22 protein-coding genes are annotated in these 21,489 nt (G+C 74.4%); 6 read left to right on the plus strand and 16 right to left on the minus strand.

All coding sequences use genetic code 11. The features are described 5' to 3' along the window. Entirely contained in the window at nucleotides 1–927 is a 927-nt protein-coding gene (locus ACERUN_RS03995) for a LysR family transcriptional regulator (RefSeq protein ID WP_370288439.1), read from the minus strand. A gap of 96 nt (nucleotides 928–1,023) precedes the next feature. On the opposite strand from ACERUN_RS03995, the gene ACERUN_RS04000 reads away from it, so the two are divergent. Beyond that, nucleotides 1,024–1,941, plus strand: coding sequence for a DMT family transporter (locus tag ACERUN_RS04000; protein WP_370288467.1), 918 nt, complete (start codon nucleotides 1,024–1,026; stop codon nucleotides 1,939–1,941). Nucleotides 1,942–2,070: 129 nt separating this feature from the next. Here the strand turns inward: ACERUN_RS04000 and ACERUN_RS04005 are convergent, their stop codons facing one another. The 3 genes from ACERUN_RS04005 to ACERUN_RS04015 form a co-directional block, all read right to left on the minus strand. After that, nucleotides 2,071–2,313, minus strand: coding sequence for a hypothetical protein (locus ACERUN_RS04005; RefSeq protein ID WP_370288440.1), 243 nt, complete (start codon nucleotides 2,311–2,313; stop codon nucleotides 2,071–2,073). Nucleotides 2,314–2,653: 340 nt separating this feature from the next. Further along, nucleotides 2,654–3,073, minus strand: a complete 420-nt coding sequence (locus ACERUN_RS04010) for a hypothetical protein (protein WP_370288442.1) — start codon at nucleotides 3,071–3,073, stop codon at nucleotides 2,654–2,656. Nucleotides 3,074–3,180: 107 nt separating this feature from the next. Beyond that, nucleotides 3,181–4,059: an Fpg/Nei family DNA glycosylase gene (locus tag ACERUN_RS04015; protein WP_370288443.1), complete on the minus strand. Its 879-nt coding sequence runs from the start codon at nucleotides 4,057–4,059 to the stop codon at nucleotides 3,181–3,183. Nucleotides 4,060–4,217: 158 nt separating this feature from the next. On the opposite strand from ACERUN_RS04015, the gene ACERUN_RS04020 reads away from it, so the two are divergent. The 3 genes from ACERUN_RS04020 to ACERUN_RS04030 all read left to right on the plus strand — a co-directional run bounded on the left by ACERUN_RS04020 (nucleotide 4,218) and on the right by ACERUN_RS04030 (nucleotide 8,063). Then, nucleotides 4,218–5,177: a hypothetical protein gene (locus tag ACERUN_RS04020; RefSeq protein ID WP_370288445.1), complete on the plus strand. Its 960-nt coding sequence runs from the start codon at nucleotides 4,218–4,220 to the stop codon at nucleotides 5,175–5,177. Nucleotides 5,178–5,295: 118 nt separating this feature from the next. Continuing rightward, a complete protein-coding gene (locus tag ACERUN_RS04025) occupies nucleotides 5,296–6,516 on the plus strand; it encodes an ATP-binding protein (protein ID WP_370288446.1) in 1,221 nt (406 codons plus the stop codon). Nucleotides 6,517–6,680: 164 nt separating this feature from the next. Continuing rightward, nucleotides 6,681–8,063, plus strand: a complete 1,383-nt coding sequence (locus tag ACERUN_RS04030; RefSeq protein WP_370288447.1) for a hemolysin family protein — start codon at nucleotides 6,681–6,683, stop codon at nucleotides 8,061–8,063. A 25-nt stretch (nucleotides 8,064–8,088) separates the two neighbouring features. Here ACERUN_RS04030 and ACERUN_RS04035 read toward each other — a convergent pair whose 3' ends face one another. Next, complete coding sequence (locus ACERUN_RS04035; protein ID WP_370288448.1) at nucleotides 8,089–9,273, minus strand: heparan-alpha-glucosaminide N-acetyltransferase domain-containing protein; 1,185 nt, start codon at nucleotides 9,271–9,273, stop codon at nucleotides 8,089–8,091. Between the two features lie 113 nt (nucleotides 9,274–9,386). On the opposite strand from ACERUN_RS04035, the gene ACERUN_RS04040 reads away from it, so the two are divergent. Beyond that, entirely contained in the window at nucleotides 9,387–9,689 is a 303-nt protein-coding gene (locus ACERUN_RS04040; RefSeq protein WP_370288449.1) for a hypothetical protein, read from the plus strand. Between the two features lie 24 nt (nucleotides 9,690–9,713). Here the strand turns inward: ACERUN_RS04040 and ACERUN_RS04045 are convergent, their stop codons facing one another. From ACERUN_RS04045 to ACERUN_RS04065, 5 genes are all read right to left on the minus strand, one after another. After that, a complete protein-coding gene (locus tag ACERUN_RS04045) occupies nucleotides 9,714–11,258 on the minus strand; it encodes a flavin-containing monooxygenase (RefSeq protein ID WP_370288450.1) in 1,545 nt (514 codons plus the stop codon). Continuing rightward, nucleotides 11,255–11,761: a hypothetical protein gene (locus ACERUN_RS04050; protein ID WP_370288451.1), complete on the minus strand. Its 507-nt coding sequence runs from the start codon at nucleotides 11,759–11,761 to the stop codon at nucleotides 11,255–11,257. Before ACERUN_RS04050 ends, ACERUN_RS04045 begins: the two co-directional genes overlap by 4 nt. A gap of 113 nt (nucleotides 11,762–11,874) precedes the next feature. Further along, a complete protein-coding gene (locus ACERUN_RS04055) occupies nucleotides 11,875–12,825 on the minus strand; it encodes a ferritin-like domain-containing protein (RefSeq protein ID WP_370288452.1) in 951 nt (316 codons plus the stop codon). Next, the gene (locus ACERUN_RS04060; RefSeq protein ID WP_370288453.1) at nucleotides 12,822–13,715 is read right to left on the minus strand and encodes an SDR family NAD(P)-dependent oxidoreductase; all 894 of its coding nucleotides are present in this window, start codon (nucleotides 13,713–13,715) and stop codon (nucleotides 12,822–12,824) included. Before ACERUN_RS04060 ends, ACERUN_RS04055 begins: the two co-directional genes overlap by 4 nt. Next, nucleotides 13,715–14,737: an alpha/beta hydrolase gene (locus ACERUN_RS04065; protein ID WP_370288454.1), complete on the minus strand. Its 1,023-nt coding sequence runs from the start codon at nucleotides 14,735–14,737 to the stop codon at nucleotides 13,715–13,717. Before ACERUN_RS04065 ends, ACERUN_RS04060 begins: the two co-directional genes overlap by 1 nt. A gap of 46 nt (nucleotides 14,738–14,783) precedes the next feature. Between ACERUN_RS04065 and ACERUN_RS04070 the strand changes: the two genes are divergently transcribed. After that, complete coding sequence (locus ACERUN_RS04070; RefSeq protein ID WP_370288455.1) at nucleotides 14,784–15,527, plus strand: TetR/AcrR family transcriptional regulator; 744 nt, start codon at nucleotides 14,784–14,786, stop codon at nucleotides 15,525–15,527. A gap of 135 nt (nucleotides 15,528–15,662) precedes the next feature. Here the strand turns inward: ACERUN_RS04070 and ACERUN_RS04075 are convergent, their stop codons facing one another. From ACERUN_RS04075 to ACERUN_RS04100, 6 genes are all read right to left on the minus strand, one after another. Further along, complete coding sequence (locus ACERUN_RS04075; RefSeq protein ID WP_370288456.1) at nucleotides 15,663–16,406, minus strand: PE-PPE domain-containing protein; 744 nt, start codon at nucleotides 16,404–16,406, stop codon at nucleotides 15,663–15,665. A gap of 120 nt (nucleotides 16,407–16,526) precedes the next feature. Next, complete coding sequence (locus ACERUN_RS04080) at nucleotides 16,527–17,147, minus strand: RNA polymerase sigma factor (RefSeq protein WP_370288457.1); 621 nt, start codon at nucleotides 17,145–17,147, stop codon at nucleotides 16,527–16,529. Between the two features lie 16 nt (nucleotides 17,148–17,163). Then, nucleotides 17,164–18,621: a sensor histidine kinase gene (locus ACERUN_RS04085; protein WP_370288458.1), complete on the minus strand. Its 1,458-nt coding sequence runs from the start codon at nucleotides 18,619–18,621 to the stop codon at nucleotides 17,164–17,166. 27 nt (nucleotides 18,622–18,648) lie between these two features. Further along, nucleotides 18,649–19,311, minus strand: a complete 663-nt coding sequence (locus ACERUN_RS04090) for a response regulator transcription factor (protein ID WP_370288459.1) — start codon at nucleotides 19,309–19,311, stop codon at nucleotides 18,649–18,651. Nucleotides 19,312–19,470: 159 nt separating this feature from the next. Further along, a complete protein-coding gene (locus ACERUN_RS04095; RefSeq protein WP_370288460.1) occupies nucleotides 19,471–20,460 on the minus strand; it encodes a ferritin family protein in 990 nt (329 codons plus the stop codon). Between the two features lie 105 nt (nucleotides 20,461–20,565). After that, entirely contained in the window at nucleotides 20,566–21,363 is a 798-nt protein-coding gene (locus ACERUN_RS04100) for a putative protein N(5)-glutamine methyltransferase (RefSeq protein WP_370288461.1), read from the minus strand. Nucleotides 21,364–21,489: the final 126 nt, after the last annotated feature.

Here is a 21,489-nt window from a genome sequence, read left to right on the forward strand (position 1 = left end):
CTAGGCGGGCGGGGCGGGTCCCCGCGGCGGCGGCATCGCCTCGGCGGCGCTGTGGAGTGCGGCGGCCACCGCCTCGACCGCCGGGGTGCGCCCGGCGCGGGTGAGCGAGAAGACCTCGCGGCCCACCCGGGCGTCGTCGATCGGGACGACGCGCAGGTCGCCCGTGCCGGCGCCGTGGCCGAGCACGAGGTCGGGCAGCAGGGTGGCGGCACCGGCGTCGCGCACCATCGCCACGCAGATGGCGAAGTCGTCGGAGAGGTAGCGGGTGTCGGGCTCGAAGCCGCCGAGCTCGCGGCACACCCGCAGGTGCATGGCGTGCTGCCCGGTGCCGGGCTGGCAGGCCGACCAGCGGCGCTCGGCGAGGTCGGCCAGGGCGGGTGCGCGGCCGGGGGTGTGGGGCAGCAGCACGTTGATGCGCTCGCGCAGCAGCCGCTCGCGGCGCAGCCCGTCGGCCACGGGTCGAGGCTGGCCGGCGTACTCCTCCCCGACCACGACGTCGTAGGCGTGCAGCTGCAGAGCCGGGATCGCCTGCTCCGCCTCGGCCTCCACCGCCTCCACGCGCACGTCGGGGTGGCTCTCGGCGAGCGCCGCGATCGCCGGCGCGACGATGCGGAGGAAGGCCGACTGGACGGACGCCACCCGCACCAGGCCCGCGGTGCGCCCGGCCGCGAGCGCCGCGAGCTCGGCCTCGGCCTCCTCGACGCCCTCGAGCAGGCGCACCGCGTGGCGCAGGAGCGCGTGGCCGGCGGGGGTGAGGCGGACGCGTCGTCCACTGCGCTCGAGCAGGGCGGTGCCCGCCTCGCGCTCGAGCACCGACAGCTGCTGCGACACCGTGCTGGGTGAGTAGCCGAGGGCCGCCGCGGCGGCGTGCACCGTGCCGCGACCGTGCAGCTCGCGCAGCAGTCGCAGGCGGTGGAGGTCGAGCACGAGCCGATCATTGTTCGGATCCGCCGAACGGTCAACGCCAGAGATGTGCGATGGACCTGCACGGTTGCTTGCCCTCACCATGGTCGCGTGGGAGCGATGATGTGCCTGGCCTCGGCCGCCGGCTTCGGGCTGATGGCGGTGCTGGCGCGGGCGGCGTACGACGACGGCGTGAGCGTGCCGACCCTGCTAATCGTGCGCTTCGCGATCGCCGCGGTCGTGCTGCTCGCCGTGGCCGCCGCCCGCGGCTCGCTCAGCACCCTCGGACGACGCGGCCTCGCCGTCGGCCTGCTGCTCGGCGGCGTGGGCTACGCACTGCAGTCGACCTTCTACTTCTCCGCGCTGCAGCACGCGGACGCCGCCATCGTGGCGCTCGTCTTCTACGCCTACCCGGTGCTCGTGATGGTGGTGGCGGTCGCGCTCGGCCGCGAGTCGGCGTCGGTGCGCCGGGTGGGGGCCCTCGGCCTCGCGATCGCGGGCACGGTGCTCGTGCTGGCGGGTGCCGCCACCGGCTCGATGGCCCCGCTCGGCGTCCTGCTCGCCGCGGGCGCTGCGGTCACCTACACCTGCTACATCGTCGTCGGCGACGCCGTCACCCGCGGGCTTGCGCCCGTTCCGCTCTCGGCGATCGTGTGCCTCGGCGCCGCCATCAGCTTCGGCCTCACCGGTGGCGTCGGCGGTGGGCTCGATCTCGGCTTCGCCCCGCAGGCCTGGGTGTGGCTCGTGGCGATCGCGCTGGTGAGCACCGTCGGGTCGGTGCTGCTCTTCTTCGCCGGCCTCGCCCGCGTCGGCCCCTCCACCGCGGCGCTGCTCTCGGTGCTCGAGCCCGTGGTCACGGTGGCCAGCGCGGCCGTCGTCCTCGGAGAGGCGCCGACGCTGCTGCAGTGGGGTGGCGGCGCGCTCGTGATCGCAGCGGTGGTCGTGCTGCAGTGGCGTGCCCGGCCCCCCGTGCCCCCGGCCGAGGCGATCGATCCCGGGCTGGTGGTCGGCGCGGCTCCGGCGACCGCCGCCCGCTGATCCCCCACGCCCCCAGCCAATCTGTCGTGAATCAGGCCCTGACACGACGATTCGGCTGGGGGCCTCGCAGATCGGGGCGCGGACGACGCCCACCGGCGTCAGCGCGGGCTGGCCTCGGGCGGTAACCGGCTACAGCTCGCACCACTCGCGGACGACGACCAGGTCGTGACCGCCCGCATTGGTGAAGATGCGCACATGGAAGACGGTCCTACCGCTGGGCTCGGCCGGTCGCCCGTATCGGGCGCTGATGACGTCCTCGAGCAGCTGCTTGCGATCCTCGAAGGGGACGTCGACCACCTCGTCCGGAGGGTAGGCGAGCACCACCCGGGTCGAGGTCGGCTCGACGAAGGAACGCAGGCTGGGGATGCTCACGGCAGCGGGATCGTGCAGGCTCGTCCGCAGCGCGCCGGCTGTCACGTCTCCAACGTGGGTCCAGACGACTCCGTCGTGGTCCTGCCACGTGTTCCCACCGCACGGCGCCTCCCACGCCTCCTGTTGCCGGTCGCTGGTGCGGCCATCTCGGCCGAGGCTCTCAGCGCGCACGACCATCGCGGCGAAGGACACGTCGTCCGGGCGGCGGCGAGCAGACACCCGCCGAGACTATCGACACGTGGCGCTCCACGCCCCCAGCCGATCTGTCGTCAAACGGGCCCTGACACGACGATTCGGCTGGGGGCCTCGCAGATCGGGGCGCGGACGACGCCCACCGGCGTCAGCGCAGGGGCAAGCGCTCCCAGCGGTACAGCCCGCGGCGGATCTCGTCCTGGATCCCGCTCGCCAGCTGCGTGGCCGCCTCAGGACTCTCCACGTGGACCTTCATGAGATGCACGGCACGACGGCCGTCGTGGCGGAAGACCCACACCGAGCGAACCGCTCGGCGCGCACGCGTCCGGGAGGCCAGCGCGACCTGGGTCAGCAACCCGAGACATCCGAACGGCACCCAGTGGCGAGGCATGAGCCACTCCTTGTGCTCGTTGAACGGGTACGGGTTGAGGGCGTCCTCCCACGGCCGCCTCACGATCACCGTGTGGTTGCGTCCGAACGGATCGACGGCCGAGAACTCGTTGCTCGCCCGCTGGCGTTCCGCGGCCTCGAGGTGGGCCTGGATGCGAGCCCTGATGCGTTCGATCACGACGGCCCCTCGGTGGGATGGCGCGGATGGATGGCGCCGAGATTACCGCCGCATCGCAGAGGTCGGGGCAGGACGAAACGGGCCCGCGGACGACGCCCGCGCCGGCGCTACTTCAGGAGTCGACTCATCCGCCGGTCGGCGAGCGGCTTGCCGCCGGTCTGGCAGGTGGGGCAGTACTGCAGGCTGGAGTCGGCGAAGGACACCTCGCGCACGGTGTCGCCGCACACCGGGCACGGAAGGCCGGTGCGGCCGTGCACGGCGAGGTTCGACTTCTTCTCGGCCTTGAGCTCGGTGGCCGCGAGACCGCGGCTGCGCTCGACGGCGTCGCCGAGCGTCGTCCTCAGGGCGGCGTAGAGGACGGCGAGCTCGTCGTCGGTGAGGCTGTCGGCCGGCTTGAAGGGCGACATGCGGGCGGCGTGGAGGATCTCGTCGGAGTAGGCGTTGCCGATGCCGGCGATGGTGCCCTGGTGGCGGAGCACGCCCTTGATCTGCTTGCGTCCGGCACCGGTGAGGATCGCGCCGAGGCGCTCGGCGGTGAAGTCGTCGGTGAGGGGATCGGGCCCGAGGCTGGCGATGCCGGGCACGTCGTCGGGGGAGCGCACGAGGTAGAGGGCGAGCGACTTCTTGGTGCCGGCCTCGGTGACGTCGAGCCCGGGGGTGAGGCCGTCGACCTCGTCGAGCACCACCCGCACGGCCAGGGGCGACTTGCCGCCGGGGCGCGGCGGGATCGCCGGCACCTCGTCGCGCCAGCGCACCCAGCCCGCGCGGGCCAGGTGCAGGATCAGGTGCAGGCCGCCGACCTCGATGTCGAGGAACTTTCCGTGCCGCGCCACGCCGTCCACGAGGGCGCCCTCGAGCGCGGCGAGCGGAGGGTCGTAGGTCTTCAGGGCGCTGAAGGCCGCCAGGTGCACCGCGGTGACGGCGCGACCATCCAGACGGGCCCCCAGATCCAGGACCAACGCCTCGACTTCGGGCAGCTCGGGCACGAACAGCAGACTAGACGAGCGCGCTGTGGAACCCTTGGGACCCGGTCCTGTTTTCTCCCGTCGCCAGTGACCCTCGGGGCGACACGGCGTTGGGCGGTGCAAGACCTCCCGGGGTTGCTCCCCCCCAGGCACACATGTCCGCACACAGAAGGCTCCACATGCGCACGCGCCTGACCTCCCCCCTCGCCACCCTCGCGGTCGGCACCCTCGCCGGCCTCGGCGTCGTCGTGATGCCCGCCGGCGCCCACGCCGCCGACACGCCGCCCCCCACGCCCCCGGTGGTGACGCCGCCGATCGACCTCCCGCCCGTCATCCCGGGCGAGGACGACGGCCCGGACCCCGACCCCGAGATCCCCTGCGGCGCCCCGGCCGTCGACCCGGTCATCCAGGAGGTCCTGCACCCGGAGACCGTCGTCCAGGTGCCGGCCCAGACGCACACCGAGTGGTCGTGGGCGCGCACCCGCACCATCACCGAGGCCGAGTTCGCGCCCGCCGACCCGGCCGCCGGCGACAGCGTCTGGCAGGACGCCGACCTGCCCGCGCCCGACGGCTTCACCGCCACGGGCGCCACCCGCGAGGTCGAGCACACCGAGTCGCCCGACGGCACCATGGCCGAGGCGCCCGAGGGTGAGGGCTGGGCCAAGGTCGAGGGCTCGGCGGTCGAGATCGTCGACGTCGAGGCGTACGAGGACTACCAGCCCGCGTGGGTCGAGGACGTTGTGGTTGACCCCGGCAGCCCCGCCGGCGAGCCCTGCGTGGACGACGGCGGCGAGGACCCCGGCACCGGCTCCGAGGGCGACGGCGGCAGTCTGCCCGGCTCCACCGGCGGCCAGATCGGCGACGCCCTCACCGACGAGGCGCCGCCGGCCGACCCCGTCGCGCTCACCTCCGGCCTCACCATCGAGCCGGCCGTGGACGCCGCCCCGGCTCCGGCTCCGGCCGCGGTCCTGCCGACCACCCCGCTGCCGTCGACCTCCACCCCGGTCGTGATCACGCCGGCCGCAGCGCCCGCCAACGACCCCTCCCACGCACCCAGCCCCGGCCTGATCGGACTCGGCGTGCTCGTCGCCGTCGTCGGCGGCGGGGCGGTGGCGTGGCGCTCGGCCGCCCAGTCCTGAGGCGGCGTCGCGGGCGCCGTCCCGCCGGCGCGACAGAATCGCCGCGCGCTCGCGTCGTCTAACCCGGATCTACGGCGAGCGCTAGATCACTGGATACGGACACGGCTACGGTCCTCGCATGGATCCCATCCGCAACCCGTACGCCCCCGGCGCCGGGCAGCGTCCGCCCGAGCTGGCGGGTCGTGACGAGCAGCTGCGGGCCTTCGACGTGGTGCTCGAGCGGGTGGCGCGGGGGCGTCCGGAGCGCTCGCTGGTGCTCACCGGGCTGCGGGGCGTGGGCAAGACGGTGCTGCTCAACGCGCTGCGCTCGGCCGCCGTGCGCAAGGGGTGGGGCACCGGCAAGCTCGAGGCGCGCCCCGACCAGTCGCTGCGTCGTCCGCTCGCCTCGGCGCTGCACCAGGCGGTGCGCGAGCTGGGCCGTCCCGCCGGTGACGACTCCGGGGCGGCGACCGACCACGTGCTCGGCGTGATCCGCTCCTTCGCGCAGCGCGACGCGGGGGCCGACGCCAAGCTGCGCGATCGCTGGAGCCCCGGCATCGACGCACCGGCGGTGCGCGGGCGCGCCGACTCCGGCGACGTCGAGATCGACCTCGTCGAGCTGCTCACCGACGTCGGCGGGCTGGCCGCGGACGTCGGCCGCGGCGTCGCGGTGTTCATCGACGAGATGCAGGACCTCGGCGCGGCCGACGTGTCGGCGCTGTGCGCGGCCTGCCACGAGCTGAGCCAGAACGGACTGCCGCTCATCGTCGTCGGCGCCGGCCTGCCGCACCTGCCGGCGGTGCTGTCGGCGAGCAAGTCCTACTCCGAGCGGCTCTTCAGCTACCAGCGCATCGACCGGCTCTCCCGCGAGGCGGCCGACCGCGCACTCGCCGCCCCCGCTGCCGAGGAGGACGCCGCCTTCACCGACGAGGCGCTGGCCGCGATGTACGACGCCACCCGCGGCTACCCCTACTTCATCCAGGCCTACGGTCGCGCCGTGTGGGACCTCGCACCCCGCGACCCCATCACCGCGGACGACGTGTCGGTCGCCGGCCCCGAGGCCGAGCAGGAGCTCGCGGTCGGCTTCTTCGGCTCCCGCTACGAGCGCGCCACCCCCGCCGAGCGCGACTACCTGCGCGCCATGGCGGACGTCGCCGTCGAGCTCGCCCCGGGCGAGGTCGAGGACCCCGTGGGTTCGGTCGCCACCGCCGACGTGGCCGCGCTGCTGGGCAAGAAGCCGCAGTCGCTCTCGCCCGCGCGCGACGCGCTGCTGAAGAAGGGCCTCATCTACTCCGGCGAACGGGGCCGGATCGCCTTCACCGTGCCGCACTTCGGGCGCTACCTGCGCAGCCAGAACTGAGGGGACCGCCGAGCGCCGGTCGTGCCGCGGCGGCGGTCGGCTGAGCGTCGTCCACGAACACGAGGGATTTGGGGAGCCTCTCCTACCATGTGCGGCATGGATGAATCCCGAAGTCCGAACCGTCCGCCTCTGACGAGCCTGCGTGAGCAGCCGGGAGGTGGGCGGTGATCGACGTCCAGACCGGGGTGAACCTCGCCCTGGTCGTGCTCTTCGTCCTCATCGGCGGCGTCTTCGCCGCCACCGAGCTCGCCCTCGTGTCGCTGCGCGAGGGCCAGGTCAACCAGCTCGAGCAGCGCGGCAGCCGCGGTGCCCGGGTGGCCGGCATCGCCCGCGACCCCAACCGCTTCCTGTCGGCGGTGCAGATCGGCGTCACCGTGGCCGGCTTCTTCTCCGCCGCCTACGGAGGCTCGACCCTCGCGCCCGACGTGGCGCCCTACCTGGCCGACCTCGGCCTCTCCGACGACGCCGCCGACACCGTGGCGATCGTGGTGATGACCCTGCTCATCGCCTACCTCTCCCTCGTACTCGGCGAGCTCGTGCCCAAGCGGCTCGCGCTGCAACGCTCGAGCCAGGTGGCGCTGCTCACCGGCCCGCCGCTCGACCGCTTCGCCACCGTCATGCGCCCCGTCATCTGGCTGCTGTCGGTCTCGACCAACGCGCTCGTCCGCCTGCTCGGCGGCGACCCGAACGCCACCTCCGACGAGGTGAGCAAGGACGAGCTGCGCGACATGGTCAGCAGCCACGAGGGCCTCGACGCCGACGAGCGCCAGATCCTGGGCGACGTCTTCGCCGCCACGCGCAGCACGCTCAAGGAGGTGATGCGCCCGCGCGGCGACGTCGTCTTCGTGCGCGGCGCGATGCCGCTGGCCGAGGCCGCGCACTGGATCGCCGACCAGCACTACTCGCGCTACCCCGTGATCGGTGAGGACTTCGACGACGTCACCGGCTTCCTCCACGCCCGCGACCTGCTGCGGGTGATGGCAGCCCAGGCCGCCGGCGAGGCGCCGGCCGTGCTGACGGTCGCCGACATCCAGCGCGAGGTGCTCCACCTGCCCGGCACCAACCGCGTGCTGCCGAGTGTGGCCACGCTGCGCGAGGCCGGCGCCCACCTCGCCGTCGTCGTCGACGAGTTCGGCGGCACCGACGGCATCGTCACCCTCGAGGACCTCGTGGAGGAGATCGTCGGCGACATCCGCGACGAGTACGACGCCCCCGAGCCCGGCGACGTCGAGGCCGAGGCCCCCGGCGGCCCGGTGCTCGTGTCGGCCGGCCTCACCATCGAGGACTTCGCCGACGCCACCGGCGTCGAGCTGCCCGACGGCGACTACGAGACCGTCGCCGGCTACCTCCTCGCCCGCCTCGGCCACGTGCCCGAGGTCGACGAGAGCGTGGACGTCGACCGCGTGCTCCTGCGCGTCACCGGCATCGAGGGCCGTCGCATCACCCAGGTCGAGGTCGTGCCCGTCACCCCCGAGGCCGCCGAGGCCATCGAGGAGGCCGTCGAGGGCGTGGGCGCCGTGCACCGCGAGCCCGAGACCGCCAGCTGATCGCGGCGCCGCCCGCCCCGCCCGCTCAGGAAGCGAAGCGGGCGGCGACGCGGGCGACCCAGCGCTCGAGCGGGCCCTGGCCCGCCAGCAGCGCCCACGCCAGGCAGCCGACCACCAGCCCGAGTGCGGTGCCCGCCCACAGCCAGGCGTTGCCGCCGATGCTGCCGCCTGGCCCGCCCATCACCGCGCTGACGACGAGCAGGTGCGCCGCGTAGCCGGTGAGGGGGAGCGTGCCGAGGGCGGCGAGCGGCACGAGCGCCACACCCGCCCGGCGCCCGATCACCACGCAGAGGGCCACGACCACCAGCGCGGCACCGGTTCCGTCGAGGATCTCGGCCAGCCCGCCGGAGTGGGCGCCGGCGGCGAGCCAGTCGTGCAGCAGGCCGCGCAGGCTGCCGCGGGCGTGCACCCGCTCGAGGTAGGAGGTCGCCCGCTCGGCCGCCAGCGGGTCGGCGTCCGGTGCCGCGGGGGTCAGGGTGGCGAGCAGTCGGCCCGCGGCCACCAGCAGCACACCGCCGACCGCGGTCGCGCGCAGCACGCCGGCACGCGTCACGCCCGCGCGCCCCACCGCGATCCCGATGAGCACGGGCACCAGCCAGACCGTGATGGGGAAGTAGCCGAGCACCAGCCCGACGCTCGGGCCGTCGGAGCCCAGGCTCAGCAGCCGCACGACCGCCACCGCGAGCGGTCCGAGGAGCGCCAGCCCGGCCGCTGCGGCGAGGAGGCGGGGCGTCGTCCACAGCACGAAGAGGGGCGCGATCACGAACACCACCCCGTAGAGCCCGAGGACGACGGCCACCGGCGTGCCGAGCAGCTCCAGGCCCGCGCCGAGCGCGAAGATCGCGGCACCGCGGCCGACGAGGCGCAGGCGCAGCCGACGGATCGCGTCGGGGTCGCTGGGTGGTCGGTCGCGTCCGCTCAGCAGGGCCAGCGAGATGCCGGCGAGCAGCGCGAACAGGATCGAGGGGTAGCCGCGGGCCAGCGTCTCCCACGTCGAGGGCCGCCACCACAGCAGCTGGTCGTTGCCGAGACCGCCGAGGTGGGCCCCGACCATGCCGATCACGGCGAGGGCGCGGGCGACGTCCAGGCCGACGATGCGCGGCGGCGCAGCCAGCGCGCGCCAGCGTTCGGCGAGCGAGCCGCTCGGACGGCGTCGCCGGTCGGCGGCGGGAGCCGCCGGGCTCGAGGTCGGTTCGAGGACGGCGCTCACCCGAACAGCCCACCAGCCCCACCCGACCGCCGGGTGACCGGAGGGACGCCGCAGGGTGAAGGTTCCCGGTCGCGCCGTGCGGCCGGGTCGGCGCCGGGTGCCAGACTGGGGGAGTGACCGACGTGCTCGACCCCGCCACCGCCGGGGAGGTGTACCTGCTCGGGCTCGAGCCGCCCCGCCGCGGCCGGGTGCGTCGCTTCGTGGCGGGGGCGCTCGACCTGTGGTGCGCGAGCACCGGCGGCACCTTCGAGCTGAGCAGCGCCGGGGTGGTCGTCGTCCGCCGCCGCTACGACGGCGTGGCCGAGCTGTCGGTGCCCGTCAGCGGCGCCGAGGACGCCGGCGTCCTCATGGGCCTCATCGGGGAGCAGTTCGACGAGCTCACGCCCGAGGAGTTCCGGGTCGCCTGGGGCATCTGACGCCGACGCCCCGGGCGACCCGCCTCAGCCGGTGAACGCGTAGGCGTCGAGCGGGAAGTGGTTGGCCGCCCACATGGTCTCGAGCGTCGTTGCGGCGCGGAACGGCACGTCGCCGTGGTCGTCGAAGTAGTAGCTGTTCGCGAGGCCGCAGGAGGGCTGGTAGAAGACCTGGTGCTTGCGGCGTCCGCGCACGGACTCGAGATAGGCGGCGTTCGCCTCGGGCGTGACCTCGACCCGCGTGGCCTCGACGCGGCGGGCGTGGGTGAGGGCCCGCACGATGTGGGCGCTCTGGGTCTCGATGAGGTTGAAGTACGACGACCCGTTGTAGCCGTAGGGCCCGAGGATGGTGAAGAAGTTCGGGAAGTTCGGCACCGAGACGCCCTGGTAGGCCTGGAAGCGGTTCTCCTCCCACCACTTGTCGAGGTCGATGCCGTCGGCGCCGCGCACCGTGAACGGCGGCATGTTGCCCTTCTCGAACACCTTGAAGCCGGTGGCGAGCACGAGGACGTCGACCGGGTGCTCGACGCCGTCGGCGGTGCGCACGCCCGTGGCGGTGACCGCCTCGATCGACGTGGTCTCGAGCGCCACGTCGGGGCGGTTGAAGGTGGGCAGGTAGCTGTTGGAGAAGCTCGGGCGCTTGCAGCCCAGTGCGTACTGCGGCGTGAGCTTCTCGCGGGTGACGGGATCCTTCACGGCCTGGCGGAGGTAGGCGTGGCCGATCTGCTCGCCGACCTTGGCCATCGGCACGAGCCCGGCGAAGTGGGCGGCCACGGGGAAGGTGGCCTCGACGAAGGTCTGGCTGACCAGGCGCGAGATCCGCTTGGCGCCGGGCACCATCCGCAGGGCCGCGCGGGCCGGGCCGGGCAGGGGGGCGTCGGGCTTGGGCAGGCACCAGATGGGGGTGCGCTGGAAGACGGTGAGGTGGGCGGCGTCCTCGGCGATGTGGGGGATCGCCTGCACGGCGGAGGCGCCGGTGCCCACGATCGCGACGCGTCGTCCGGTGAGGTCGACGTCGTGGTCCCACCGCGCGGTGTGCATGAGGGTGCCGGTGAACTCCGTGAGGCCCTCGATGTCGGGCAGCTTCGGCTGCGTCAGCACGCCGGTGGCGCCGACGACGTAGCGCGCGGTGATGGTGGCGCCGTCGGCGGTGTCGATGCGCCACAGGTGCTGGGCGTCGTCGAAGGTGGTGGCGGTGACGGTGGTGCGCAGGCGGGTGCGGCGGCGCACGTCGTACTTGTCGACGCAGTGCTCGGCGTAGGCCTTGAGCTCGGCGCCCGGAGCGTAGACCCGCGACCAGCCGCTGATCTGCTCGAAGGAGAACTGGTAGGCGAAGGACGGGATGTCGACCGCCACGCCCGGATAGGTGTTCCAGTGCCAGGCGCCGCCGAGGCCGTCGCCGGCCTCGAGCAGCAGGTAGTCGGAGAAGCCGGCGCGGTCGAGCACGATGGCGGTGCCGATGCCCGAGAAGCCGCCGCCGACGATCACGACCTCGTGGTCGGGCACCTCGCGGGCGGCGGCGGGTCGCTCGGGTCGATCGGTTCGCGGGGCGCGTGTGGTGCGGGTGCTCATGCGGGGAGGTCCTCTCGGGAGCCGGCGGCGCGAGCGGTGGCGCTCGGGTCGGGGAACAGCAGCGGAGCCAGCGTCGACTCCTCGCCCACCACGAGGACGTCGACGCGGTGCTCGATGCCCTCGGCCGTGCGCACCCCTTCGGGCACCACGGCGAAGATCGGCCAGGTGAACAGTGTGCAGTGCGGCTGCTGCAGCGCGGCGTAGTAACGACCGTCGACCCGCGCCCGGTGGTGGTTGAAGCGGGGGTCGGGGGTGAGGCGGCGGCGCAGCCACGGGTCGCGGACGGCGAGGCGCAGGTGCAGGCGACCGGCCACCGGCACCGCGACCCGCGGCAGCGGGAGGGGCAGCGGCAGCAGCCAGTCCGGTCCCTCCTGGAACACCTTCACCGAGGCGGCGGTGCGTGCGACCTCGGGCAGGATCCACGCGGCCTCGCGCCCGGGCGCGAGCACCGCGACGCGTCGTCCGGTGAAGGCGCGGCCGGCCAGCTCGGAGGGCCGCAGCACCTCCCCGGCGAAGACTTCCGGCGCGATGCGCGGGCCCGCCGCCCCCCCAGGGCGGCGAGCGCGCGTCGTCCGGGCGCGGGGTTCGCGGGCGCCTCCCGAGCGGGAGGGGGCGCTCACGACGCTACCGGTTCGTGGGTGAGCTCGTCGACCCACGACTGGGGCTTGCCGAGCAGTCGCGCCGGCACGAGCGAGGTGATCTTCACCATCGGGTCGGCGAGCAGGCGGTGGTAGGGCGAGGAGCGGTCGATCACCATCGCCGCCTGCGCCTTGAGCACGTGGTAGGCCGGGATGCGCGCGGTGTGCGGGCCGCGACCGCCGATCGTGGCGAAGCGCTTCACGGCGTTGTAGAGCTTCTGCTCGGGCAGGCCCATCGCCACGATGTTGTCGCGCATCTTGTTGATGAGCGGGGTGAACACGATGATCAGGCCGAGCACGACCTGGGGCTGCAGCAGTGCCACCGACTCGATGAGCAGCTTGTGCAGCGGCCCGGCGCCGATGAGTTCGAGCACCTGGAAGTCGACGGCGATGTGGCGGGCCTCGTCGGAGTTGATGTGGCGGAAGACCTCGTGGCAGATGGGGTCCTGCACCTCGTCGAGCAGGAACTTCACGAGGGCGCCGTCGAGCGCGCACTCCAGCAGCGGGATGAGGGTGGCCAGGCCGGTGAGCGGCAGGGTGTCGCCGAAGTCGTCGAGGGTCTTGATCGCGAGCTTGACGTTGATGTTCGGCTCCGGCGGGTTGCCGTGCTCGTCGAGCATGCCCCAGCGCTTCATGAGCGCCAGCTCGGCGTTGGCGTGCTTCTGCTCCTCGGCGTGGAAGTACTCGTAGATCTTCTGGATCGTCGGCGTCGGCGCCTTCTTCGCGAGCGAGGCGAAGCCGCGCGCGCCCACGTGCTCGATCCACACGAGGTCGGCCATGAACGGCTTCATCTTCGCCCGGGCCTCGTCGGTCATCAGCTCGGCGCCGGGGGCGTCCCAGTCGATGTCGGCGAGCGACCACTGCTTGTCCTTGATCGTCTGCAGCATGGCGTCGAAGTCGAAGCCGGTCTCACGGGTGGCGGTGCTCATCGGGCGTCCTCCTGGCTGGCGGGGATGGAGCGAGTGGGGTGGTCGGGCAGTGCCTCGGGGCCGGGCAGGAAGCGCCCGAGGAGCCCGGCGCCGGCGGTGTAGGGAGCGGGCAGCAGACGCTTGGTGCGCCAGAGCAGCTGCGCGTCGGGCTGGGGGACCACGTAGAGCCGGCCCCTGTCGTGGGCGTCGAGGGTGGTGCGGACGACGCGCTCGGGCGAGAAGCCCGCGAAGGAGGCGATGCGCTTGGCCATGCCGGCGGCGCCGGGATCGATCAGCTCGCCGCCGAAGATGTTGGTGCGCACGAAGGTCGGGCACAGCACGGTGACGGCCACGCCGGTGCCGCTGAACTCGGCGGCGAGGGTCTCCGAGAGGCTCACCACGCCGGCCTTGCTGACGTTGTAGGCGGCCATGCGCGGAGCGGCGGTGAAGCCGGCGGCCGAGGCCACGTTGATGATGCCGCCGTGCCCGGCCGCGCGCAGGCCCGGCGCGAACACGTGGCAGCCGTGGATGACGCCCCACAGGTTCACGTCGAGGGTGCGGCGCCACTCGGTGATGGGGGCGTCGCCGACGAGGTGGCCGCCGGCGCCGATGCCGGCGTTGTTGATCACCAGGGCGGGCGTGCGCTCGAGCCAGTCGAGCGCGGTGTCGTGCAGTCGCTGGACGTCGGCCAGGTCGCCCACGTCGCACAGCACGGCGGTGGCGTCGCCGCCGGCCTTCTCGACGAGGCCCACGGTCTCCTTGAGGCCGGCCTCGTCGACGTCCGCGCACACGATGCGACCGCCGCGGCGGGCGAGCTCGGTGGCGAAGGCGCGGCCGATGCCGCTGGCGGCGCCGGTGACGACGGCACCGGCGTGACCGGTGCGCTTGCGGGAGCGGAGCGGGCTGGCCATCAGGCCTCCTTGACGAGGGTGAGGGTGCTGCGGCGGGCGAGGGCGTCGAGGCGGGAGTCGATGAAGCCGGCGGCGCGCTCGAGCGCTGCGTCGGCCTCGGGGCCGACGCGGGGCAGCGCCTGGACGACGTGCATCTGCCCGGGCCAGATCTCGAGCTCGCACTCGGCGCCCGCGGTGCTCAGGGCGCGGGCGAGCTCGATGGCGTCGGCGGCGAGCATCTCGCGGCCGCCGGCCTGCACGAGCGTGGGCGGGAAGACGTCGGCCCCGGCGAAGGTGAAGCGCAGGCGCGGCGCGCGGTGGTCGTGGCCGTCGACGTAGAGGTCGAGCATGCGCGCGGCCTTCGCGGAGGTGATCATCGGGTCGCGGCGCATGCGCTCGCGCGCGGCGGCGAGCGACATCGTCAGGTCGAGCACCGGCGAGAACGCCACGAGCGCGGCCGGCGCGGGACGCCCCTCGCGGATGAGCTCCAGGGCCAGGTCGACGATCAGGTGGCCGCCGGCGGAGTCGCCGGCCAGCACAATGCGCGCGGGGTCGTGCCCCTCGGCGACGAGCCACTCGTAGGCGGCGCGCACGTCGTCCGCAGCGCTCGGGAAACGGTGGGAGGGCGCGAGGCGGTAGTCGCAGGAGAACACCGGCAGGCCGGTGCGCGCCGAGAGGCGGCTCGTGAGCCCGCGGTGGGTGCGGGCCGAGCAGATCGTGTAGGCGCTGCCGTGCACGTAGAGGACGACGGCGTCCTCCCGCACGGCGTCGCGGGCGCGCACCCACTCGCCGCGAGCGGTGGGGCCGGCCGATCCTGCGCCGGCGGTGCCTGCGGCGGGGTGGTCGACGCGCACGATGCGGGTGCCGCGCAGCGGCGGCCCGAACGCCCACAGGCTCGTGGCGACCAGGCGGCGGGAGAACACGATGCCCGCTCGGTTGAGCGGGACCAGGCCCGTGAGCGGGCGCAGCGTCACCGACGTGAGGTCGGCGGCCACCTGGCTGCGCAGCGAGCAGCCGTGCTCGCGGCGTTTGTGAAGGCGCATGCCGTCACATTGCATTCTGAGGGCACATGCCGTCAAGATGTTCGGCGTGACCGGTTCCGCCCCCTCCGCCGCCTCCGCGCCCGAGCCCGGACCCGCCGACGGCGCGCCCCGGGGCCTCGACGACGGCGCGGGCACCGGTGCGAGCTCCGGGGCGGGGGGTGCGCGTCGTCCACGCCGGCGCTACGGCGGGAAGTCAGCCGACCAGCGCCGTGCCGAGCGACGCGAGGCGCTGGTGGCCGCGGCGCTGGAGATCTGGCAGGAGAGCGGCTGGGCGGCGGTGACGATGCGCGGCGTCTGCGCCCGCGCCGGCCTCACCGACCGCTACTTCTACGAGTCCTTCGCCGACCGCGACGCCCTGCTCGCCCACGTGTGGGACCTCCAGCGCGACGAGACCCTCGCGGCCTTCTACGAGATCTTCGCCGCCCACGCCGACGCCCGCCCACTCGCCCAGCTGGACGCCGTGCTCGCCCACGTCGTGCACCGCATCGGCGACGAACCCCACCGCGCGCAGATCCTCTTCGGCGACCACGCCGGCAGCGCCGTGCTGGAGCAGCGCCGCCGCGACAGCATCCAGATGATGGTCGGCCTGTTCCTCGACATCGCCCGCCCGCAGCTGCGCCCGGGAGCCGACCCCGAGGCCTTCCGGATGAACGTGCTCGTGGGCATCGGCGGATTCGTCGAGGCCATGCTCGCCTGGCGCGCCGGCGACCTCGCCGGCGACGCTGACGTCCTCATCGCCCAGCTCAGTGCCGTCGCCGCGGCGCTCGCGGCGGGGTATCTGCGCGACTGACGGCGGTCGGTCGACGCGCCGCCGGAGGGTTGCGGTTTGGCGCCAAACCGCAACATCTCGCGCGGTTTTGTTGCGGTTTGCCACCAATCGGCGACCCTCGGCGCCGCGGCCCCCCGGCTCCTCGGGCCCTTCGGCCTACTGCTTCGGCAGCCACTGCACGGCGTCGAGGTAGACGCCGTCGGCGATGGTGCCGAAGAACTTCGCCGGGTACTGGGGGTGCTGGGTGAAGTAGCCGAGCGCGCCCAGGATCGGGCGGCGGGTGTCGCAGACGCCGTCGGTGACGATGCAGTAGCGGGTGTAGCGGATGCCGCCCGCGTAGATGGTGCGGCCTGGCCCGGGGGAGACGAAGTCGATGATCGGGACGCCGAGGCCCTTCGGCACCGTCGCGCCGATCCCGGTGCCCGGCTGCATCGGGTCGGCGTACAGCTTGGCCCGCACCTGTGCCGGCGGCACCGCGACCTTGCCGTCGGCGATGTCGGCGAGCAGCAGGCTCACCACCTCCGCGCCCTGCGAGTAGCCCACCAGCACGAACTCGCCCTGCGGGTCGCGGGCGTAGGTGGCGAGCAGGGCCTCCCGTGCGGCCGCGACGCCGATGCCGACGCTGCGCTGGAACGGCACGCGGTCGTTGCACAGCAGCCAGGTGCCGACGGAGGCCGGGTAGGTGACCCGCACCCGGACGCCGCCGCGCAGGTCGACGCGGTCGTAGGAGCTGCCGGTGGGGTCGCAGGTGCCGCCGAGGGTGATGAAGTAGCGCGTCGGGTCGGCCGTCGGCGTCGCCCGGGCTACGGGTGGTGCGAGCGCCGTGCCCGCAGCACCGAGCGCCCCCGTGAGGACGACGGCGCCGACGCGTGCGCGGAGGCGACGGGACAGGCGGGGCAAGCGGGGGAGGCGGGGCAAGCGGGGGAGGCGGGGGCTCCGACGGCTCATGGGGGTGCCTTCCGGTGGGGGTGAGCCGACCGTACGACGCACGCGGACGGAGCGGAAGGGCCGCGGACGCGTCTAGCCCCGGTCGGCGAGCAGCGGGCGGACGGCGGCCCGCGCCCGGTGGATCTGCGACTTCACCGTGCCCAGGGGCAGGTCGAGCACCTCGGCGATCTCGCCGTAGTCCAGACCCTGCACGTCGCGCAGCACGAGCGGCTCCACGAGCTCGGGTCGGTCGGCGGCGATGGTCTCGAGGGCCTCGAGCAGGTCGAGACGCGTGCCGGCGATGACGCTGGTGGTGCGGGGGTCGGCGTCCACGCGGGGCGCGAACTCCTCGACCGGCGTCTCGGCTGCGCGGCGCTTGAGGCTGCGGTAGGTGGAGCGGGCGCTGTTGGAGGCCACCACGTGCAGCCAGGTGGTGAAGCGGCTGCGGCCGTCGAACCCGCCCAGGCTGGTGGCGACCTTGAGCAGGGCGTCCTGCGCGGCCTCTTCGGCGTCCTGGGGGTGCAGGAGCATCCGCCCGCAGATGCGGCGGACCCGCGGTGAGATCGCGGCGAGCAGGTCGTCGAGGGCGGCGGCATCGCCAGCGGCAGCGCGACGCGCCAGGTCGTCGAGGTCGGGCTGGTCGGGCTGGTCGGGCTGGCCGGGCTGGTCGGGCTGGTCGGGGCTGTCGGGGGTGTCGGGTGCTGCGGCGTCCATGGTGTTCGCGGTGTCCTCAGGCCCGGTAGCCGGGCAGGTCGAAAGTGACGGTGGTGCCCTCGCCGAGGGTGCTGGCCACCGTGATCGTGCCGCCGTGGGCCTCCACGAGCGCGCGGCAGATGGGGAGTCCGAGGCCGGCGGCGCCGCGTCGTCCACTGGTGCGTGCCGGTTCGGAGCGGAACCGGTCGAAGACGTGCGGCAGCAGCGCGGGCTCGATGCCGGTGCCGTCGTCCTGCACCTCGACGCGCAGCCGCGCGCCGGCAGCGCTGAAGCGCACCTCGATCCAGCCGTCGGTGTCGGTGTGGCGCACGGCGTTGACCACGAGGTTGCGCACCACCTGGGCGAGGCGGTCGGGGTCGGCGTCCACCACCCCCGGGCACCCGAGGACGACGAAGCGCCGCTCGCCGTAGAGCGGCAGGTCGCGCTCGAGGTCGGCCACGATGTCGCCCACCCGCAGTGGACGACGCACCAGCGCGCCGGCACCCGCGCTCGCCCCGGCGTCGGTGACGGCGAGGGTCAGCAGGTCGTCGACGAGGCGTCCGAGGGAGTCGACGCGCACGATGAGGTCGTCGACGTCGCCGCGTCGCTCGGGACCGACCCGCCCGGCGAGCCGCTCGGCGGCCACGCGGAGCACGGCCAGCGGAGTGCGCAGCTCGTGGGAGGCGTCGGCCACGAAGCGCCGCTCGCGCGCCACCGTGGTCTGCACGCGCTCGAGCATCCCGTCGAGGACGTCGCCCACGCGCGCGAGCTCGCGCGATCGACCTGCGCGCGGGCCGATGCGGGCGGCGAGGTCGCCGTCGCCGACCCGGGTGGCGACCTCGCCCACCGCACGCAGCGGCCGCAGCAGCACGAGCGCGGCGAGTGCCACGAGCAGTCCGGCGCCGCCCGAGAGGGGAAGGCCGAGGGCGAGGGTCTCGTGCTCCCAGCGGGCCCGGGCGGCGTGCACGCCGGCCATCGAGTCGGCCACCTGCAGGGTGCCGATCGGCAGGGTCTCACCGATGTCGCGTCCCGGGCCGCCGATGCCCGCCCCGCGCAGGGGGAGGGTCAGCACGCGCACCTGCTCGCCGTCGTCCAGGAAGGCGGTGCTGATGCCGGGCGGGGAGTCGATGAGCCAGTGGCCGCCGCGGGGGGTGGGTCGCAGCGCTGCGGCGCAGGCCCGCGCGGCCAGGTCGGGCTGGTTCGACAGCACGGGCTCGCCCTTCACCCGCACGAGCTGCACCTGGGTGAGCGGGTGCTCGTGCTGCTCGGCGAGCCACTCGTGGCCGAGGCGGTCGAGCTCGGCCGGCGTGGCGGCCGGATGGCGATCGGCCAGCGCCTGCCACTCGCGTCGCTGAGTGGCGAGGTCGGCGTCCAGCTCGCTCACCAGGCGCTGGGTCGCAGAGTGCTCGACCACGATCACCCCCACCGCGGTGCTCAGGCCGGCGAGCACGCCCGCGGCGAGGGCGAGGCGGACGACGAGGCTGCGAGGGCGCATCCCTGGGATGCTCCGGGGCACGTGCGCTCACCGGTCCCGGAGCCGGTAGCCGGCCTGGCGCACGGTGCGGATGACGTCCGCGCCGTCGGGGCCGAGCTTGCGTCGCAATTGCCCGATGTAGACCTCGACCACCTTGGTGCCGGGGTCGTAGGGGAGGTCCCACACGGCCTGCAGCAGCTGCTGGCGCGAGACCACCTGGTCGCGGTGGCGCATCAGGAACACGAGCAGCTGGTACTCCCGAGCCGTGAGCTCGATCTCGCTGCCGTGGCGGTGCACCTCGTGACTGCGCAGGTAGACCTCGATGCCGGCGGCCTCGAGCACGCTCGCGCGGGTCTGGTCGGGCCGGCGCAGTGCGGAGCGGATGCGAGCACCCAGCTCGGCCAGCGAGAACGGCTTGGCCAGGTAGTCGTCGGCGCCGAGGTCGAGACCGCGGATGCGATCGTCGACCGCGCCGCGGGCCGAGACGATGATCACCGGCAGCTCGGGACGACGCGTCCGCAGGCGCTGCAGCACGTCGAGGCCCTCGCACTGCGGCAGCCCGAGGTCGAGCACCACGAGGTCGGCGTCCGCGGCGCGGCGCAGGGCCGCCTCGCCGTCGTCGGTGAGGTCGACGGTGTAGCCGTCGGCCTCCAGGTCATCCCGGACGAAACCGGCGAGGTCCGGCTCGTCCTCCACGAGAAGGATGCGCACGCCGCCAGTGTAGGAACGCGCTGCCAAGGGGCCCGGTGAGCGCTCGGGTGACTGGCCGGGTGAGTGGACGGGTGAGTGGACGGGTGAGGAGCCGGGCGCGGCGGGCGGCCCGTCGTCCACGAGGGGGGGGACGACGGGCCGCGCTGTCGCGGGCGTGGATCACTCGCCGCGCAAGGCCTGGAACGAGCGCAGGTGCCCCTGCTCGTCGCCGCGCACCTCGCGGAAGAGGTCGGCGGCCGTCGCGTCGCCGCGGGCGTCGGCAGCGGTGGCGTAGCGGCCGTACATCATGATCGCGTCCTGCTCGCTGGCGATGGAGGCGGCGAGGTTGTGGGCCCGGTCGCCCACGAGGCCGGCGAGGTTCGCCTCGGTGGCGAAGTGCTCGTCGAGCTCCACGGCGCCGATCGCGGCGAACAGGGCGGCGAGGCGGGGCGAGCCGGTGTTGGCGGCGTGGTCGGCCCACTGGTCGTACTGGGCCCAGGCGGTGGCCTCGGAGTTCAGCGCGTCGGCGAGGTCGGCGGCCACCGTGGCGTCGGCGCACGCCGGCGCCGTGCGGCGGGTCGCCACCGGCGTGGACGACGGCCCCACCGGCACCTCCGCGTCGCCCGTGCCGTCGTCGCCGCGCACCGTGCCGAGCGCCTGCTCGAGCAGGCGGGCGTGACCGGCCTCGTCGCGGCGGATCTCGCGCAGCGCCTTCGCCACGCTGGTGCACCCGGCCGCCTTCGCGTCCGCGATCCAGCGGCGGTAGTCGGCCTGCGCCTGGCGCTCCGAGCGCAGCGCGGCGGTGACGTTCTCGCGGTTGGTGCCCACCAGCCCGCTCTGCTCGCCCTCCTTGACGAAGTGGTCGTGGTACTCGACGTCGGCGATGGTGCGCCACACGCGCGCGGCCACCGGGTCGCCGTCCGCGTCGGCCTGGGTGGCGTAGGCCCGGTAGGAGGCGTAGGCGAAGGCCTCGGTGACCGCTGCGTGCTGCAGGTCGGCCACGGTGGCGGGGCTGGGCGATCCGGGGGTCGCGGCCGCGGCGAGCGGGGCGGCGTCGGCGGCGGGCAGACCGGTGACGGCCGCGGCGGCGTTGACGCCGACGAGGCCGGACACGAGGGCGGCCGCGGCCAGCGTGGCGAAGCCGGCGCGGGAGCGGGCGGATGCGTTCATGGGTGACTCCTACCGAGAGGGGGCTGGCCTGCTGCCGGCCCTTCGTCCTCGAGCCTGTGCCGCTCGGGTAAGGGCTCGGTAAGGGCGGGTTCAGGGCCCGGTGAGTCAGGTGCGCCTGACCCCCGCGGTGCCTCCCGCGGTGCTCGTGCCGCTCACGGCCAGAGCTCCGCGCTCGTCGTCGCGGTGCACCGCGGGCGCCAGCCCCGCGTCGTCCAGGAGGGCAAGGGCGGGCTCGACCTGGTCGTCGCCGACCTCGCTGAGCAGCGTGCCGCCCGGTCGCAGCCAGCGCGGGGCCCGCGCCGCCACGAGGCGCAGGACGTCGAGCCCGTCGCCTCCGCCGTCGAGCGCGCGCAGCGGCTCGTGCTCGCGCGCCTCCGGCGGCAGGTCCGCCACGGCGGCGCTCGGCACGTACGGCACGTTCGCGACGAGGACGTCGACCCGGCCGCGCAGGGTGGCCGGAAGGGGTGCGTCGAGATCGCCCACGTGGGCGTGCCCGCCCACCGGCGTGAGGTTGAGCCGCGCCCAGCGCACCGCCTCGTCGTCCACGTCGGCGGCATGGACGGCGGCTCCCGGGCACCGCCGCGCGATCGCCAGCCCCAGCGCCCCGCTGCCGCAGCACAGGTCGACCACCACGTCGGGGTCGAGCGCGGCGGCCACCTCGACGAGCAGCACCGAGCGCTGGCGCGGCACGAACACGCCCGGCCCGAGCAGCACCGTGCCACCGTCGAACTCCACGCGCCCCAGCACGTGCTCGAGCGGCTCGCCGGCGACGCGCCGCGCGACCAGGGCGTCGCGCTCGGGCCCCGGCGGCGCGGCGTCGGTGAGCAGCGCCGCCTCGTCCTCGGCGAACACGCACCCCGCCGATCGGAGGACCGTGACGAGGTCGGCCGGCGGGGTGGTCATGGGGTCAGTGTGGCGGGCCGGCGGGATGCGGATGTGCGTCGATTGGTGGCAAACCGCAGCTCAACCGCCCGAAATGTTGCGGTGTGGCGGCCAAACCCACCCCTCCGGCGGGCCCGGGAGGCCCCC

The sequence above is a fragment of the Nocardioides sp. genome, assembly GCF_964229035.1.
GTDB lineage: Bacteria > Actinomycetota > Actinomycetes > Propionibacteriales > Nocardioidaceae > Nocardioides.